This is a genomic window from Pseudomonas sp. PA-1-3F (assembly GCF_021609665.1).
Taxonomy (GTDB): Bacteria; Pseudomonadota; Gammaproteobacteria; order Pseudomonadales; family Pseudomonadaceae; genus Aquipseudomonas; species Aquipseudomonas paracarnis.
Window position 1 is genome coordinate 84,920 of sequence record NZ_WJZD01000017.1, and the last position, 16,147, is coordinate 101,066.

Annotated in this window: 13 protein-coding genes; 6 read left to right on the plus strand and 7 right to left on the minus strand. The window is 61.1% G+C overall.

What is annotated here, in order from left to right:
* Positions 1-29 precede the first annotated feature (29 nt).
* Positions 30-860, minus strand: coding sequence for an NADPH-dependent 7-cyano-7-deazaguanine reductase QueF (gene queF, locus GIV26_RS14335; RefSeq protein WP_034126657.1), 831 nt, complete (start codon positions 858-860; stop codon positions 30-32).
* A 66-nt stretch (positions 861-926) separates the two neighbouring features.
* Positions 927-1,448: a copper-resistant cuproprotein CopI gene (gene copI / locus GIV26_RS14340; RefSeq protein ID WP_057975697.1), complete on the minus strand. Its 522-nt coding sequence runs from the start codon at positions 1,446-1,448 to the stop codon at positions 927-929.
* 260 nt (positions 1,449-1,708) lie between these two features.
* On the opposite strand from copI, the gene GIV26_RS14345 reads away from it, so the two are divergent.
* Complete coding sequence (locus tag GIV26_RS14345; RefSeq protein WP_020302902.1) at positions 1,709-2,389, plus strand: heavy metal response regulator transcription factor; 681 nt, start codon at positions 1,709-1,711, stop codon at positions 2,387-2,389.
* Positions 2,386-3,735, plus strand: coding sequence for a heavy metal sensor histidine kinase (locus GIV26_RS14350; RefSeq protein WP_019818239.1), 1,350 nt, complete (start codon positions 2,386-2,388; stop codon positions 3,733-3,735). The genes GIV26_RS14345 and GIV26_RS14350 overlap by 4 nt, the downstream gene beginning before the upstream one ends.
* A 108-nt stretch (positions 3,736-3,843) precedes the next feature.
* Here GIV26_RS14350 and GIV26_RS14355 read toward each other — a convergent pair whose 3' ends face one another.
* Genes GIV26_RS14355 through GIV26_RS14365 form a run of 3 tightly spaced genes read right to left on the minus strand, consistent with a single transcriptional unit; the run spans position 3,844 to position 7,090 of the window.
* Positions 3,844-5,088, minus strand: a complete 1,245-nt coding sequence (locus GIV26_RS14355; protein WP_014717521.1) for a lipoprotein-releasing ABC transporter permease subunit — start codon at positions 5,086-5,088, stop codon at positions 3,844-3,846.
* Between the two features lie 60 nt (positions 5,089-5,148).
* The gene (lolD, locus tag GIV26_RS14360; protein ID WP_019818240.1) at positions 5,149-5,832 is read right to left on the minus strand and encodes a lipoprotein-releasing ABC transporter ATP-binding protein LolD; all 684 of its coding nucleotides are present in this window, start codon (positions 5,830-5,832) and stop codon (positions 5,149-5,151) included.
* 7 nt (positions 5,833-5,839) lie between these two features.
* Positions 5,840-7,090, minus strand: coding sequence for a lipoprotein-releasing ABC transporter permease subunit (locus GIV26_RS14365; RefSeq protein WP_072446773.1), 1,251 nt, complete (start codon positions 7,088-7,090; stop codon positions 5,840-5,842).
* A gap of 94 nt (positions 7,091-7,184) precedes the next feature.
* Here GIV26_RS14365 and GIV26_RS14370 point away from each other — a divergent pair, with 94 nt between their 5' ends.
* Together GIV26_RS14370 and GIV26_RS14375 are read left to right on the plus strand one after the other, a co-directional pair.
* Positions 7,185-7,763 carry a PilZ domain-containing protein gene (locus GIV26_RS14370; protein WP_054899069.1) on the plus strand — a complete coding sequence of 193 codons (579 nt, stop codon included), beginning with the start codon at positions 7,185-7,187 and terminating at the stop codon, positions 7,761-7,763.
* A gap of 44 nt (positions 7,764-7,807) precedes the next feature.
* Complete coding sequence (locus tag GIV26_RS14375; RefSeq protein ID WP_057704685.1) at positions 7,808-8,530, plus strand: glycerophosphodiester phosphodiesterase; 723 nt, start codon at positions 7,808-7,810, stop codon at positions 8,528-8,530.
* 42 nt (positions 8,531-8,572) lie between these two features.
* Here GIV26_RS14375 and sthA read toward each other — a convergent pair whose 3' ends face one another.
* The gene (gene sthA, locus GIV26_RS14380) at positions 8,573-9,967 is read right to left on the minus strand and encodes a Si-specific NAD(P)(+) transhydrogenase (RefSeq protein ID WP_003189670.1); all 1,395 of its coding nucleotides are present in this window, start codon (positions 9,965-9,967) and stop codon (positions 8,573-8,575) included.
* A 214-nt stretch (positions 9,968-10,181) separates the two neighbouring features.
* Here sthA and GIV26_RS14385 point away from each other — a divergent pair, with 214 nt between their 5' ends.
* A complete protein-coding gene (locus GIV26_RS14385) occupies positions 10,182-10,715 on the plus strand; it encodes a chalcone isomerase family protein (RefSeq protein WP_236281201.1) in 534 nt (177 codons plus the stop codon).
* Positions 10,716-10,886: 171 nt separating this feature from the next.
* On the opposite strand, the gene GIV26_RS14390 is transcribed toward GIV26_RS14385, so the two are convergent.
* Positions 10,887-12,350, minus strand: a complete 1,464-nt coding sequence (locus GIV26_RS14390) for a glyceraldehyde-3-phosphate dehydrogenase (protein WP_032873405.1) — start codon at positions 12,348-12,350, stop codon at positions 10,887-10,889.
* Between the two features lie 340 nt (positions 12,351-12,690).
* On the opposite strand from GIV26_RS14390, the gene mfd reads away from it, so the two are divergent.
* Positions 12,691-16,140 carry a transcription-repair coupling factor gene (gene mfd / locus GIV26_RS14395; RefSeq protein WP_057975694.1) on the plus strand — a complete coding sequence of 1,150 codons (3,450 nt, stop codon included), beginning with the start codon at positions 12,691-12,693 and terminating at the stop codon, positions 16,138-16,140.
* Positions 16,141-16,147: the final 7 nt, after the last annotated feature.

Consider the following 16,147-nt stretch of genomic DNA (forward strand, 5'->3'; position numbering starts at 1 on the left):
CCAGCTCCCACAGTTTTTTGTATGAAGGCTTACTGACGCGCCAGCCGCACGTTCAGGAACTGGGTGTTCTCAGTGCTGCGATACGGATTGATATCCAACCCACCCCGACGCACATACCGTGCATACACGGTCAATTTCTCCGGCTTGAGCAAGCGCTGCAAGTCCAGGAAGATCCGCTCCACACACTGTTCATGAAAGTCCGAGTGCTGGCGAAAGCTGACGATATATTCCAGCAGGCTGGCGTGATCCAGCGCCGCACCACGGTATTCCACCACCACGCTGCCCCAGTCAGGCTGGCTGGTCACCGGGCAATTGGATTTGAGCAGGTGGCTGTGCACGCTCTCCTCCACCACGCGCGAATCATCGCAACGCAGCAGTTCCGGGCGCGGGTGTTCGTAGCTGCTGACGTTGATATCCAGGCCGTCAATGCACACGCCCGGCAACGCCATCACGCCTTCTGCCTCGATGTCGGCCAGGCTGCGAATGCGCACGCTCACTGGCTTGCCGGCCGCAGAGCTGAGGTCGGTGCGCAAGGTGGCTTCAAGGCTTTGCGTATCGGCAAACGCGGTCTGGTTCAGCGAGTTGAGGTACAGCTTGAACGACTTGGACTCGATGATGTTCGGCGAGTCGGCCGGAATGCTGAACTCACCGATGGCCACCACCGGCTTGCCCGAGGGCAACAACCAGGACAGTTCGAAGCAGTTCCAGAAATCCACGCCCTTGTACGGCAGGGTCTCGGCGCTCAGGCCCAGCTCGGCCCACTTGGCGGCGCGTGGAATCGGAAACAGCAACGAAGGCGTGTAGGTGCTGATGTATTCACTGGACTTGCCCAGCGGCGAATGTTCGGCTGCGGGATGCATGGCGGAAACCTGGCTAAATAAACCGCGCCAGTCTACCAGCCTTTGCTCGCCCCCTTAACAAACGCCTCACTCAACGGTCAGTTTACCGACCATGCCCGCCTGGTAATGCCCGGGCAGGTTGCAGGCGAACTCAAGGCCTGTGGCCTGCTTGAACGTCCAGGTCAGTTCGGCCGTCTTGCCCGGCTCCACCAACACACTGTTGGGATCGTCGTGCTTCATGCCGCCCATGTCGCCGTGGCCCATGGCGCTGTGATCCATCTTGCCCATACCGGTGGCGGTGAGCATGCCACTGGCTTGCATCTGCAACATCTCTTTCTGGTGGGCGGCATGCATGGCCGCGTCTCCCAGGTTGAACTCATGCAGCAACTGGCCTTTGTTGACCAGCACAAAGCGCACGGTTTCACCGGCTTTTACGTCCAGGGACTTGGGCTCAAAGGCAATGTCCCGCAGCGTGACTTCAACGGTGCGCGTGGCTTTATCCGCCGGGGCCGGCTGGCCGAACGCGTAGGTGTGAGTCGCATCTGCCAGGGCATTGAAACTCAACGCCAGCAGGCAGCCTGCCAATAACAGAGGTGTACGCAACGCCATCTTTCACTCTCCAAAATAGGTATCCAGCTTGGGCAACACTTTAAGATGGCCTCGCTGCCAGCCAGCTGACTGCTAGATTACAACTTTGTCAGCTTGCGCCCATCCCCTGACGAGCACGGTATAAAGCCCAATGTTTTTTGTAGGAGCGAGCTTGCTCGCTAAGGGCTTAAGCACAACGCGTCAAGCCTGACAGCCCGCGTTACCGTTGGCGTTTTTCGCGAGCAAGCTCGCTCCTACATAGCCCCTATCAAGAGCCCTACATGAAACTGCTGATCGTCGAAGACCAACCCAAAACCGGTCATTACCTGCGCCAGGGCCTGGCCGAAGCGGGCTTTACCACCGAACTGGTGGCCGACGGCACCAGTGGCCAGCACTTGGCGCTGACGGGCGACTATGACTTATTGATCCTCGATGTGATGCTGCCCGGCCGCGATGGCTGGCAAATCCTGCAGGCGGTGCGCAGTGCCGGCCTGGACATCCCGGTGCTGTTCCTCACCGCTCGCGATGCCGTAGAAGACCGAGTACATGGTCTGGAGCTGGGCGCCGACGATTACCTGGTCAAGCCCTTCGCCTTTTCCGAACTGCTGGCGCGGGTGCGCACCTTGTTGCGCCGTGGCAGCAGCACGCCGCAGGAGACCACGCTGCAACTGGCCGACCTGAGCCTGGACTTGATCCGCCGCCGCGTCGAGCGCAGCGGCCAGCGCATCGACCTCACCGCCAAGGAGTTCGCCCTGCTGGAGCTGCTGCTACGCCGCCAGGGCGAAGTGCTGCCCAAGACGCTGATCGCCTCCCAGGTGTGGGACATGAATTTCGACAGCGACACCAACATCATCGAAGTCGCCATTCGCCGCCTGCGCCTGAAAGTCGACGACAATTTCCCCAATAAGCTGATCCACACCGTGCGCGGCATGGGTTACGTGTTGGAGGAACGGTTCACGTGATCAAGCGCCTGTCCCTGACCAGCCGCCTGGCGCTGCTGTTTGCCGCCTGCACGGCGGTGGTCTCGTTGATCGCCGGGGTGTTGTTCAACCGGGCCAGCGAGGCGCACTTCATGGAGCTGGACCAGCAACAGCTCGAAAGCAAACTGGTAGCCCTGCGCAGCACCTTGCAGGGTGTCGCCTCACCGGAAGACCTCGCCCGGCGAACCCCTCAACTGCGCGCAGAACTCGATCACCAGCCCGACCTCGCCTTGCGCATCACCGGGGCGGGTCAACGTTGGCTGGACGGCGCGCCGCACCTTCCCTTGCCCCAAGCGCCCGGCCTGCACAGCCTGCAATACGCAGGCACCGACTACCGCGTATTCATCGCACCCTTGACGCCCAGCCAACTCGATTCGCCACAGCTGACACTGATCCTCGACATCACCCACCACCAGCACTTTCTGCAACGCATGCAACGCTTGATCTGGCTGACCGTCGGCCTCTCGGCCCTGGCCACTGCCCTGCTCGGCGCCTGGGCTGCGCGCAGTGGCTTGCGACCGCTGCGGCGCATGGGCGAAGTGGCCGCCAGTGTCTCCGCCCACTCCCTCACGCAACGCTTACCCCAAGAACAAATGCCGGTGGAGCTCGCGGAACTGGCCCAGGCCGTCAACGCCATGCTGGCCCGCCTCGATGATGCGTTCCAGCGCCTGTCCGCCTTCAGCGCAGATATTGCCCACGAACTGCGCACACCGCTGTCCAACTTGCTGACCCAGACCCAAGTCATCCTCACCCAGCCACGCCCGCTGGAGGATTACCGCGAGGCGCTGCACAGCAACCTGGAAGAGCTGCAATGGATGGCGCAACTGGTCAACGACATGCTGTACCTGGCCAAAGCTGACCACGGCTTGCTGATGCCCAGCCGAGAAGCTCTGGATTTGGGCGATGAGGTCGACGCACTGTTGGAGTTCTTTACCCTGCTGGCGGAGGACGCACAGGTGACGCTGGTGCGCGAAGGCACCGCCCAGACGATGGGCGATCGCGGTATGTTGCGTCGGGCCTTGTCGAATCTGCTGGATAACGCGCTGCGGTTTACCCCACCGGGCGGTGAAGTGCGGGTGCGGATCGAGAGTGGCGTGACACTGACGGTTGAGAACAGCGGGGAAGGCATTCCTGCGCCGTTATTGCCGAGGCTGTTTGACCGGTTCTACCGAGCCGACCCGTCGAGGCGCGCAGGCAGCAGTGAACATGCGGGGCTGGGGTTGGCGATTACCCAGTCGATTGTACGGGCGCATGGCGGGAGGATTTATTGTGAGTCGCAGGCGGGCTGGACAAGGTTTGTGATTGAGCTGCCCAAGGGCGACTGCTGATCATTCCCACGCTCTGCGTGGGAATGCATTCCGGGACGCTCTGCGTCCCAACAGCGGACGCGGAGCGTCCGGTGAGGCGTTCCCACGCAGAGCGTGGGAACGAGCAGGTTACGAATACCTGAGGGCGTGCGCCGGCTCAATCTTCGCCGCCCGATACGCCGGGTAAATCGTCGCCAAGAAGCTCAACACAAACCCCGCCGAGCAAATCAGCAGCACATCCCCACCTTGCAGCTCCGAAGGCAGGTTGCTGACAAAATACACATCCGAACTGAAGATATGCTGCCCGCTCACCCGCTCCAGCCAGCCCACCAGCTCACTCACGTTCAGCGCCGCAATCACCCCCAGCACGCCGCCGATCAAGGTGCCGACCACGCCAATCACGGTGCCCTGCACCATGAAGATCGCCATGATCTGCCGAGGTGTAGCGCCGATGGTACGCAGGATAGCGATGTCCGCGCCCTTGTCGTTCACCACCATGATCAAGGTGGCGATGATGTTGAACGCGGCCACGGCGACGATCATCAGCAACAGCAGGCCGATCATGGTCTTTTCCATTTTCATCGCGCTGAACAGGCTGCCCTGGGTGTGGGTCCAGTCATCCGGCTTGTAAGCCGCGCCCAGGCTGGCGGCGATATCTGCCGAGACTTTGGGCGCTGCATACAGGTCCTTCACCGCCAGGCGCACACTTTGCACCTGGTTGGGCTGCCAATGCTGGATTTCAGCGGCGTCGGCCATGTGGATCAGGGCCATGGAGCCATCCAGTTCGGCGCCGACCTTGAAGATGCCCACCACATTCAGGCGCTGCATGCGCGGGGTGATACCGCCCGGGGCGCTGCTGAGTTCCGGCACGATCAGGGTCAGTTTGTCGCCCACGTTCAGGCGAAAACGCCGTGCAGTGATATCACCGACCACCACCCCGAACTCGCCGGGTTTGAGGTCGTCGAGTTTGCCGCGCACGATGTGCTGGGCCACGATCGACACCTTGCCTTCCTGAGCCGGGTCGACGCCGCTGATCTCGATGGGCTGCATCGCGCCCTTATAGGAAAACATGCCATCCATCTGGGTGAAGGGCACAGCGGCGGTGACTTGCGGATTCTTCATCGCGGCCGCGGCCACCGGCTGCCAATCATCAATCGGCTTTACGCCGACGATGGTGGCGTGGGGCACCATGCCGAGGATGCGTGAGCTCATTTCACGCTGAAAGCCGTTCATCACCGAAAGCACTACGATCATCGCCAGTACGCCCAGGGCGAGGCCGATCATCGAGGTCATCGAGATAAACGAGACAAAACGGTTGCGGCGCTTGGCGCGGGTATAGCGCGTGCCGATAAAAATCGATAACGGTCTGAACATTCGCGGGCACCGTTGGAAAAATAAAAAAGCCCGACCTCAAAAAACCGGGCTTGCAACAGGTCAGATAGCGACCAGATGACCTTCCTGCAAATGCAGTACGCGGTCCATCTGCCGGGCCATGCTCATGTCATGGGTCACCACCAGGAACGCGGTGCGCATCTGGGTGCTCAGCTCCAGCATCAAGTCCTTGATGCCCTGAGCGGTGTGGGAGTCGAGGTTGCCGGTCGGCTCGTCGAGCATCACCAGGCCCGGGTTGTTCACCAGGGCACGAGCAATCGCCACGCGCTGGCGCTCACCACCAGACAACTCCGCTGGCTTGTGCTCCAGGCGGTGGCCGAGGCCGACGCGCTCGAGCAAGGCCGTGGCACGCTGACGCGCTTCAGGAATCGCGGTCTTGCCGATCAACAGCGGCATGCACACGTTTTCCAGGGCGGTGAATTCCGGCAGCAAGTGGTGGAACTGGTACACAAAGCCCAACGAGCGATTGCGCAGTTGGCCGCGGGCCTTTTCATTCAACGCCGACAGTTCTTCACCGGCCAGCCATACGCTGCCCTGGGACGGCGTATCGAGGCCGCCCAGCAGGTTGAGCAAGGTACTCTTGCCGGAACCGGAACTGCCGACGATCGCCACACGCTCGCCAGGATGCAGTTCAAGCTGCAGGTTGGACAGCACCACCACCGACTCCGGGCCTTCCTCGTAGGATTTACCCAGGTTGCGGCAGCTCAGGATTGCTTTTTCACTCATGCCCGATTCACTCATAACGTAATGCCTGTGCTGGCTGGGTACGTGCCGCGCGCCAGGCTGGATACAGGGTGGCAAGGAAGCTCAGGACCAACGCAGCGCCGCCCACCATCAGCACGTCCTGGGGTTGCACCTGGGACGGCAAGTAATCGATGAAGTAGACGTCGGCGTTGAGAAACTTGTGGCCGATCACCTTTTCAAGCAGGGCGATGGCGGCGCTGACGTTCAGCGCGGCCAGAATGCCCACCGCCGTGCCGATCAAGGTGCCGACCACGCCGATCACGGTGCCCTGCACCATGAAGATCGCCATGATCTGCCCCGGCGTGGCGCCCAACGTACGCAGGATGGCGATGTCGCCCTTCTTGTCGTTCACCACCATCACCAGCGTGGAGATGATGTTGAAGGCCGCCACGGCGACGATCAGCAACAACAACAGGCCGATCATGGCTTTTTCCATGCGGATGGCCTGATACAGGTTGCCGTGGGTGCGGGTCCAGTCGCGAGCGTAGTACTCGGTTTCACCCAGGTGCTGGGCAATTTCCCAGGCGCCGCGCGGCGCATCGAACAGGTCGTTGAATTTCAGGCGCAGGCCCTGCACCTGGTCGGGCTGCCAGCGATGCAGGCGGGCCAGGTCGGTGAGATTGGTCAGGCCGATGTAACCGTCGATCTCGCCAGCGCCGACGTGGAAGGTGCCCACCACGGTAAAGCGCTTCATGCGCGGGAACATGCCGGCCGGGGTCACGGTGACTTCCGGGGCGACGAAGGTCAGCTTGTCGCCAACCTCTACGCCCAGCTTGGCCGCGGCCTTGTCACCGATGACGATGCCAAAGCTGCCCGGCGACAGCTCGTCGAGCTTACCTTGCAGCATGAACTTGTCGATGATCGAGACGTTGCGCTCCTGGGCCGGGTCGATGCCGTTGAGCAGGATCTTCTGCACTTTGCCGTCATTGGTCAGCAACCCCTGCATCTGGGTAAACGGCGCTACCGCCACCACCTTGGGGTTCTGCTGGACCTTGGCGGCCAGGCTTTGCCAGTCGTTGATGGGCGCATCGCCCTCGATGGTCGCGTGGGGCACCATGCCCAGCACGCGGGTGCGCATCTCATGATCGAAGCCATTCATCACCGACAGCACCACGATCATCACGACCACGCCCAGGGCGAGACCGATCATCGAGGTCAAGGAAATGAACGACACAAAATGATTGCGACGCTTTGCACGGGTATAACGCGTGCCGATAAATACGAAGAGAGGTCTGAACATGTCGGGGCTTGTTCGGAGGAAAAGAAGACGTCCCGGTGGCGGGGTCTGGCCAGCAGCTTTACACTCAGACCATTACCGTTACCTGGGGTTCGCCATGTCGACATTAGATGAAGAAGAGCGCCGCGAATACTACCGTATCGACGACATGATCGCACTTCAAATCAAACCCCTGTCGGGCCCCGACGCGGCGAGCAAGGAAGTGTTGCTGGATGATTCACCGCTGTTCAATCTGCTCAGCGAGCTGCACTTGAGCGAATTCGAAGCCCAGCACCTGCTGCGCCAGATCAGCGAGAAAGACCGCAGCCTGGCGGCCTTCCTCAAAGTGCAGAACAAACGCCTGGATCTGCTCAGCCAGGTCATGGCTCGCGGTTTGCTGAACGAGGTGGGTGCGCCGCAACCGGTGATCCTCTCCGAGGGCGGCATCGACTTCCAGCACCCGACACCGCTGGCCGCCGACACTCACCTGGCGGTCAAGCTTGTGCTGATGCCCCAGGCGCTCGGCCTGTTGCTGCGCGCGCGGGTGACCCATTGCGACCCCAAGGGCGACGGCTTTGATGTGGGCACGGAGTTCGAGTCCATGACCGATGCCCAACGCCAACTGCTGGCGCGCTATATCCTGCAGAAACAGGCCCAGGAACGCCGCCTGGCGCGAGAACAAAGCGAAGACCTCTGAATGCGTATTCACGACGCCAGCCATCCTGGCGCAAAGGAGCAACTGTGACCCTGATTTACGGCCACCGCGGTGCCAAAGGCGAAGCACCGGAAAATACCCTGACCAGTTTTCAGGAATGTCTCAAGCACGGCGTCCGTCGTTGCGAGCTGGACCTGCACCTGTCCATGGACGGCGAGCTGATGGTCATCCATGACCCGACCCTCAAGCGCACCGCCGACCGGCGCGGCAAGGTCGTCGAGTACTCGGCGGCTGATTTGGTCAAGATGGACGCACGCAAAGGCGGCCCGGGTTGGGTCAGCCCGTGCCCGATCCCACGCCTGGAGGAGCTGTTCGAAAAGTGCGACTTCGATCACTGGCAACTGGAAGTCAAAAGTGCTTCGCGCACCCGTGCCGCAACCACTGTGCTGGCGATTCGCGAAATGGCTGTGCGCTTTGGCTTGATGGACAAGGTCACGGTCACGTCAAGCTCGCGGGAAGTGCTCAAGGCCGCCGTAGAACTCACCCCGGACCTGTCACGCGGGCTCGTCGCCGAATATGCCTGGCTCGACCCGCTGAAGGTCGCGCAGAACTACGGCTGTGAGTATTTGGCATTGAACTGGACGCTGTGCACCCCCGAGCGCCTGCAAAAAGCCCAGCGCCAGGGTTTGCATGTATCCGTGTGGACGGTCAACGAACCTGCGCTTATGCGCAGGCTCGCCGACTTCGGCGTAGATAGCCTGATTACAGACTTTCCCGGTTTGGCCACTGCCACCCTCGGGAATTACTGAAATCGGTCTCCCCGGCCGGCTCAGGCCACCGGCCGGAGCCGCTCAAAAAAGCCGGTTGAGGCCGTCGTAGGCCGCTACCCGATAGGCTTCGGCCATGGTCGGGTAGTTGAAGGTGGTGTTGACGAAATACTTGAGGGTATTTTGCTCACCTGGCTGGTTCATGATCGCCTGGCCGATGTGCACGATCTCCGAGGCCTGGTAGCCGAAGCAATGCACGCCGAGTACTTCCAGGGTTTCGCGGTGGAACAGGATTTTCAGCATGCCTTGCGGCTCACCAGCGATCTGCGCACGCGCCATGCTCTTGAAGAACGCCTTGCCCACTTCGTAAGGCACCTTGGCCTTGGTCAGTTCGTGCTCGTTCTTGCCGATCGAGCTGATCTCGGGAATCGTGTAGATCCCGGTCGGCACGTCGTTCACGTAGCGCCAGCTGCCATTGTCGACAATGCTGCCAGCGGCCGAGCGGCCCTGGTCATGGGCGGCACTGGCCAGGCTTGGCCAGCCGATCACGTCACCGGCGCCGTAGATGTTCGGCACGCAGGTGCGGTAGTTCTCATCCACTTCGATCTGGCCACGGCTGTTGACCTTGACCCCGATGTTTTCCATGCCCAGCTTGTCGGTGTTGCCGGTACGGCCGTTGCACCACAGCAAAGCGTCGGCCTTGATCTTCTTGCCGGACTTGAGGTGCAGGATCACCCCGTTGTCCAGGCCTTCGACCCGCTCGTACTCTTCGTTGTGGCGCACGGTGATGTTGTTGTTGCTGAAGTGGTAGCTCAACGCCTGGGAGATTTCCGAGTCGAGGAAGCTGAGCAACTGGTCGCGGTTGTCCACTAGCTCGACCAGTACACCCAGGCCACTGAAGATCGAGGCGTATTCACAGCCGATCACGCCGGCGCCGTAGATGATCAGTTTGCGCGGGGTATGGCCCAGGCTCAGGATGGTATCGCTATCGTAGATACGCGGGTGGTGGAAATCGATGTCCGCCGGGCGATACGGGCGCGAACCGGTGGCGATGATGATGTGCTTGGCCACCAGTTTCTCGACCACGCCATTGGCGCAGACCACTTCGACGGTTTGCTCATCGGCAAAACTGCCGGTGCCGAAGAACAGGTCGACACGGTTACGGGCGTAGTAGCCGGTACGCGAGGCGACTTGCTTGGAGATGACTTTTTCAGCGCTTTTCAGTACGTCCGGGAACGAGAACCAGCGCGGCTCACCAATGGCCCGGAACATCGGGTTGGTATTGAACTGCATGATCTGCCGTACCGAGTGACGCAACGCCTTGGACGGGATGGTACCCAGGTGGGTGCAGTTACCGCCGACCTGGCGACGGCTATCAACCATCGCCACCTTGCGCCCTGCTTTGGCAGCGTTCATCGCCGCACCTTCTCCAGCTGGGCCGGAACCCAGTACCACCACGTCGTAGTTGTAGACAGCCATGCGTACTCCTCAGAACAGGCCAGGCGTACGGTTGGACGCCGGGCTAAATCATGCCGCGGCCAGCGAGCATGAAGGACAATTTGGCTCAAGTGTGTGAACCGGGGCACAGTCTATAGAAGGCCGAGCGCCGCGAACATTAACCCTTGGTCGCGTCGTAGGCCAGTGTTGCCATACTACAGGACGCACATCAGCGCCGAATTCAGGATGAGCCATTATGCGACAACTATTTTTCTGTTTGATGCTGATGGTGTCGCTCACGGCGTACGCCAACGATGCACAGCGGCTCAAGCAGGCAAGCTTCCCCGCACAGGTCGAGGGGCTGGCCCTGAAAAACCAGGCGGTGTTCAACTATCTCTGGGCGGATGTGTATGCCGCCGCGCTGTATGCAGCCGCTGACCTGCCGGCAAAGCAGGCCTGGAACCAGCAGAAGGCTGTGCGTCTGGCGCTGTATTACTTTCGCGACATCGACCGCAATGATGTGATCAAGGCAGCCAGCGTCACCCTGGAACGCCAGCAGGCCAATGCCGGGTTGAACCCAGAGATAGCCAAGCTGCACGCGCGCTTTCGGGATATTCGCAGCGGTGATCGCTATGCCCTGGATTTTCGTCCGGGGCGCGGGTTGAATCTGGAAATTAATGGGCAGGTTGTGTTCAGCAGCCCAGATGCTGAGTTAGCGAAGGCCTACCTGGGTATCTGGCTGGCGCCCAAAGGGCTGTCGGACAGTTTGCGCAACACGCTACTCAAGTGATGGAGGTGTTGACCTTTCCATCGTCATCGCGGGCAAGCCCGCTCCCACAGGTAAAGGCATTTCAACTGTGCGAGCTGGCTTGCCTGCGATAAGGCCCTCCCAGACACCACAAAACCCACAGGCATAAAAAAGCCCCGAACCAGTCGGGGCTTTTTCATTCAGCGCAAAGGCTTAGCGCGGAAACGCAGGCGGGTTGACCCCAGCCATGTCTTCCATCACGCGAACCACCTGGCAGCTGTAGCCGAACTCGTTGTCATACCACACGTACAGCACAACACGGTTGTCCTGGGTGATGGTCGCTTCGGCGTCCACCACACCAGCGTGGCGCGAGCCAACGAAGTCGGTGGAGACCACTTCCTGGGAATTGACGAAGTCGATCTGCTTATGCAGGTCGGAGTGCAGCGCCATGTAGCGCAGGTACTCGTTCATCTCTTCGCGGGTGGCGGCTTTCTCAAGGTTGAGGTTGAGAATGGCCATCGACACGTTCGGCGTCGGTACGCGGATCGCGTTACCGGTCAGCTTGCCGGCCAGCTCAGGCAGAGCCTTGGCAGCGGCAGTGGCAGCACCGGTCTCGGTGATCACCATGTTCAACGCGGCGCTACGGCCACGGCGATCGCCTTTGTGGAAGTTGTCGATCAGGTTCTGGTCGTTGGTGTACGAGTGAACGGTTTCAACGTGGCCGTTAACGATGCCGAACTTGTCATTCACAGCCTTGAGCACCGGCACGATGGCGTTGGTGGTGCAGGAAGCGGCGGACACGATCTTGTCGTCAGCGGTGATTTCAGCGTGGTTGATGCCGTGCACGATGTTCTTGAGCTTGCCCTTGCCAGGCGCGGTCAGCACAACGCGGTCGACACCCGGGCAAGCCAGGTGCTGGCCCAGGCCCTCGGCATCACGCCATACGCCGGTGTTGTCCACCAGCAGGGCGTTCTGGATGCCGTACTGGGTGTAATCCACCTCGGTCGGGTTCTTCGCGTAGATCACCTGGATCAGGTTACCGTTGGCGGTGATGGTGTTGTTTTCTTCGTCAATGGTGATGGTGCCATTGAACGAGCCGTGTACCGAGTCGCGACGCAGCAGGCTGGCGCGCTTGGTCAGGTCGTTTTCGGCGCCTTTGCGCACCACGATGGCACGCAGGCGCAGGCCGTCGCCGCCACCGGTTTTCTCGATCAGGATGCGCGCCAGCAGGCGGCCGATACGGCCAAAGCCGTACAACACCACATCGGTGCCTTTGCGGGCGGCAGCGTTTTGCTGGCCAACCACATCGGCCATTTCTTCACGTACGAACTGCTCGGCAGTGCGGCCGGCACCTTCTTTACGGAATTTGTAGGCCAACTTGCCCAGGTCTACCGAAGCCGCGCCGAGCTTGAGCTCGCTCATGGCTTTGAGCAGTGGGAATGTTTCGTGGACGGAGAGTTCGCTGTCGTCGGCGGAGCGATGGCGCGCAAAGCGATGGGCTTTGAGAATCGCGATGACAGACTGGTTGATCAGGCTGCGGCCATAGATCGAGCTCACCACATTGTTATTGCGGTACAGCTGACCGATAAGCGGAATCATCGCTTCAGCGAGTGCTTCACGGTCGATCCATTCACCAAGACACTGGTCGGGCTTCTGAGTCACGGGAACCTTCCACATGTAGGGGCAGAAAAAAGGGGCTACATTATGTCGCCCGACTGAGCGTTGAGCAATGCGCGAAGGGCAACAAAAAGCCCTTGCAAAAAAATACCACCGCGCTACAGCCCAGGAAACACGCGGGTTCCAGAAGGCCACTAGTTTGGCGAGTAGGCCGACTTGTCCGTAACTCTCCTAAACATTCGCGCTTTTTGGCACTACATATTGAGTCAAAACCCGCCATTGTTTGTCTTAGCCACTACATTTCCTGCAAACCGTAATAGGCACAGTCAGCAACTGACAGGCGGCACCTGGGGCCGTTACAATTACTGACTTTGTCGCAACGCTTGGAGCTCAACCTTCCGTGCCCGTTCTGCGTCTACCGCTACTCCCTGCCGCGGCAGGTAAACAGCACTGGGGCAACCTGCCCGGTGCCGCCCTGAGCCTGGCCATTGCCGAGGCTGCCAGCGCAGCCAAGCGCTTTACCCTGCTGCTCACCGCCGACAGCCAAAGTGCCGAACGGTTGGAGCAGGAGCTGAGCTTCTTCGCCCCGGATTTGCCGGTGCTGCATTTTCCCGACTGGGAAACCCTGCCCTACGACCTGTTCTCGCCGCACCAGGACATCATCTCCCAGCGCATCGCCAGCCTGTACCGCTTGCCCGAACTGGCCCACGGCGTGCTGGTGGTGCCGATCACCACCGCCCTGCACCGCCTGGCACCGACCAAGTTCCTGCTCGGCAGCAGCCTGGTGCTGGACGTGGGCCAGAAGCTCGACGTCGAGCAGATGCGCACGCGCCTGGAAGCCAGCGGCTACCGCTGCGTCGACACGGTGTACGAGCACGGTGAGTTCGCGGTGCGCGGCGCCTTGATCGACCTGTTCCCGATGGGCAGCAAGTTGCCGTACCGCATCGACCTGTTCGATGACGAGATCGAGACGCTGCGCACCTTCGACCCGGAGAACCAGCGTTCCATCGACAAGGTCGACTCGATCAAGCTGCTGCCGGCGCGGGAATTCCCGTTGCAAAAAGACGCGGTAACACGCTTCAAGGCGCGCTTTCGTGAGCGCTTCGATGTGGACTTCCGTCGCTGCCCGATCTTCCAGGACTTGAGCAGCGGGATTACACCTGCCGGTATCGAGTACTACCTGCCGTTGTTCTTCGACGAAACCTCCACCCTCTTCGACTACCTGCCGCAGGACACCCAGGTGTTCTCGCTGCCGGGTATCGAACAGGCGGCGGAAAACTTCTGGAACGATGTGCGCAACCGCTACGAAGAACGTCGCGTCGATCCATCCCGGCCTTTATTGCCGCCCGCTGAACTGTTCCTGCCAGTTGAAGACTGCTTCGCGCGCCTGAAAAACTGGCCGCGTGTAGTAGCCAGCCAGCAGGACGTGGACGCCGGCAGTGGCCGCGAGCGTTTCCCGGCGAGCGCGTTGCCCGATTTGGCGATCCAGGCCAAAGCCACGCAACCGCTGGAGGCGCTGTCGAACTTCCTCGGCGACTTCCCGGGCCGCGTGCTGTTTACCGCCGAATCCGCCGGGCGTCGCGAAGTGCTGCTGGAGCTGTTGGAACGCCTGAAGCTGCGGCCGAAAACCGTCGACAGCTGGCCGGATTTTGTCGCCAGCAAAGAGCGCCTGGCAATCACCATCGCGCCGCTGGACGAAGGGCTGCAGCTGGATGACCCGGCGCTGGCCTTGATCGCCGAAAGCCCGCTGTTCGGCCAGCGCGTGATGCAGCGCAGGCGCCGGGAAAAACGCGCCGATGCCAACAACGACGCGGTGATCAAGAACCTCACCGAGCTGCGCGAAGGCGCGCCGGTGGTGCATATCGACCACGGTGTAGGCCGCTACCTGGGCTTGCAGACCCTGGAGATCGACAACCAGGCCGCCGAATTCCTCACCATGGAATACGCCGAGGGCGCCAAGCTCTACGTGCCGGTGGCCAACCTGCACCTGATCGCCCGCTACACCGGCAGCGACGACGCCTTGGCGCCGTTGCACCGCCTGGGCTCCGAGACCTGGCAGAAAGCCAAGCGCAAGGCCGCCGAACAGGTGCGCGACGTGGCCGCCGAACTGCTCGACATCTATGCCCGCCGTGCTGCCCGCGAAGGTTATGCCTTCGCCGACCCGAAAGCCGACTACGCCACTTTCAGCGCCGGCTTCGCCTTCGAAGAAACCCCGGACCAGCAAACCACCATCGAAGCGGTGCGCGCCGACATGCTCGCGCCCAAGCCGATGGATCGCCTGGTGTGCGGCGACGTGGGCTTCGGCAAGACCGAAGTGGCCATGCGTGCAGCCTTTATTGCGGTGCACGGCGGTCGCCAGGTGGCGATCCTGGTGCCAACCACCCTGCTTGCCCAGCAGCACTACAACAGCTTCCGCGACCGCTTTGCCGACTGGCCGGTGACCGTGGAAGTAATGAGCCGCTTCAAGTCCGCCAAGGAAGTGAATGCCGCCGTCGCCGACCTGGCCGAGGGCAAGATCGACATCGTCATCGGTACTCACAAGCTGCTGTCGGACGATGTGAAGATCAAGAACCTGGGCCTGGTGATCATCGACGAAGAACACCGCTTTGGTGTGCGCCAGAAAGAACAGCTCAAGGCCCTGCGCAGTGAAGTCGATATCCTCACCCTCACCGCCACGCCAATTCCGCGCACGCTGAACATGGCGGTGTCGGGCATGCGCGACCTGTCGATCATCGCCACGCCACCGGCGCGTCGCCTGTCGGTGCGCACCTTCGTGATGGAGCAGAACAAGAGCACGGTCAAGGAAGCCCTGCTGCGCGAACTGCTGCGCGGCGGCCAGGTGTATTACCTGCACAACGATGTGAAAACCATCGAGAAATGCGCCGCCGACCTCGCCGAACTGGTACCTGAGGCCCGTATCGCCATCGGCCACGGGCAGATGCGCGAGCGCGAACTCGAACAGGTGATGAGCGACTTCTACCACAAGCGCTTCAACGTGCTGATCGCCTCGACCATCATCGAGACCGGCATCGACGTGCCGAGCGCCAACACCATCATCATCGAGCGTGCCGACAAGTTCGGCCTGGCGCAGCTGCACCAATTGCGCGGTCGCGTCGGGCGCAGTCACCACCAGGCCTATGCCTACCTGCTCACACCGCCGCGCCAGCAGATCACTTCCGATGCGGAAAAACGCCTGGAAGCGATCGCCAATACCCAGGACCTCGGTGCCGGCTTTGTATTGGCCACCAATGACCTGGAAATCCGGGGTGCCGGTGAATTGCTCGGCGACGGCCAGAGCGGGCAGATCCAGGCGGTGGGTTTCACGCTGTATATGGAGATGCTCGAACGCGCGGTAAAAGCCATCCGCAAAGGCGAACAACCTAACCTCGACCAACCCTTGGGCGGCGGCCCGGAGATCAACCTGCGCTTGCCGGCGTTGATTCCCGAAGACTACCTGCCGGATGTGCATGCACGGTTGATCCTGTACAAGCGCATTGCCTCGGCGGCCGACGAAGAAGGCCTCAAGGACTTGCAGGTAGAGATGATCGACCGTTTCGGCCTGCTGCCTGAACCGACCAAGAACCTGGTGCGCCTGACCCTGCTCAAGTTGCAGGCCGAGCAGTTGGGCATCAAGAAAGTCGACGCAGGGCCGCAAGGCGGGCGTATCGAATTCGAAGCGCAGACACCGGTCGACCCGTTGGTGCTGATCAAGCTGATCCAGGGCCAGCCCAACCGCTACAAGTTCGAAGGGGCTACGCTGTTCAAGTTCATGGTGCCGATGGAACGTGCCGAAGAACGCTTCAACACCTTGGAGGCGCTGTTTGAACGCCTCATTCCGAAATCCGTTTAAGGACGCC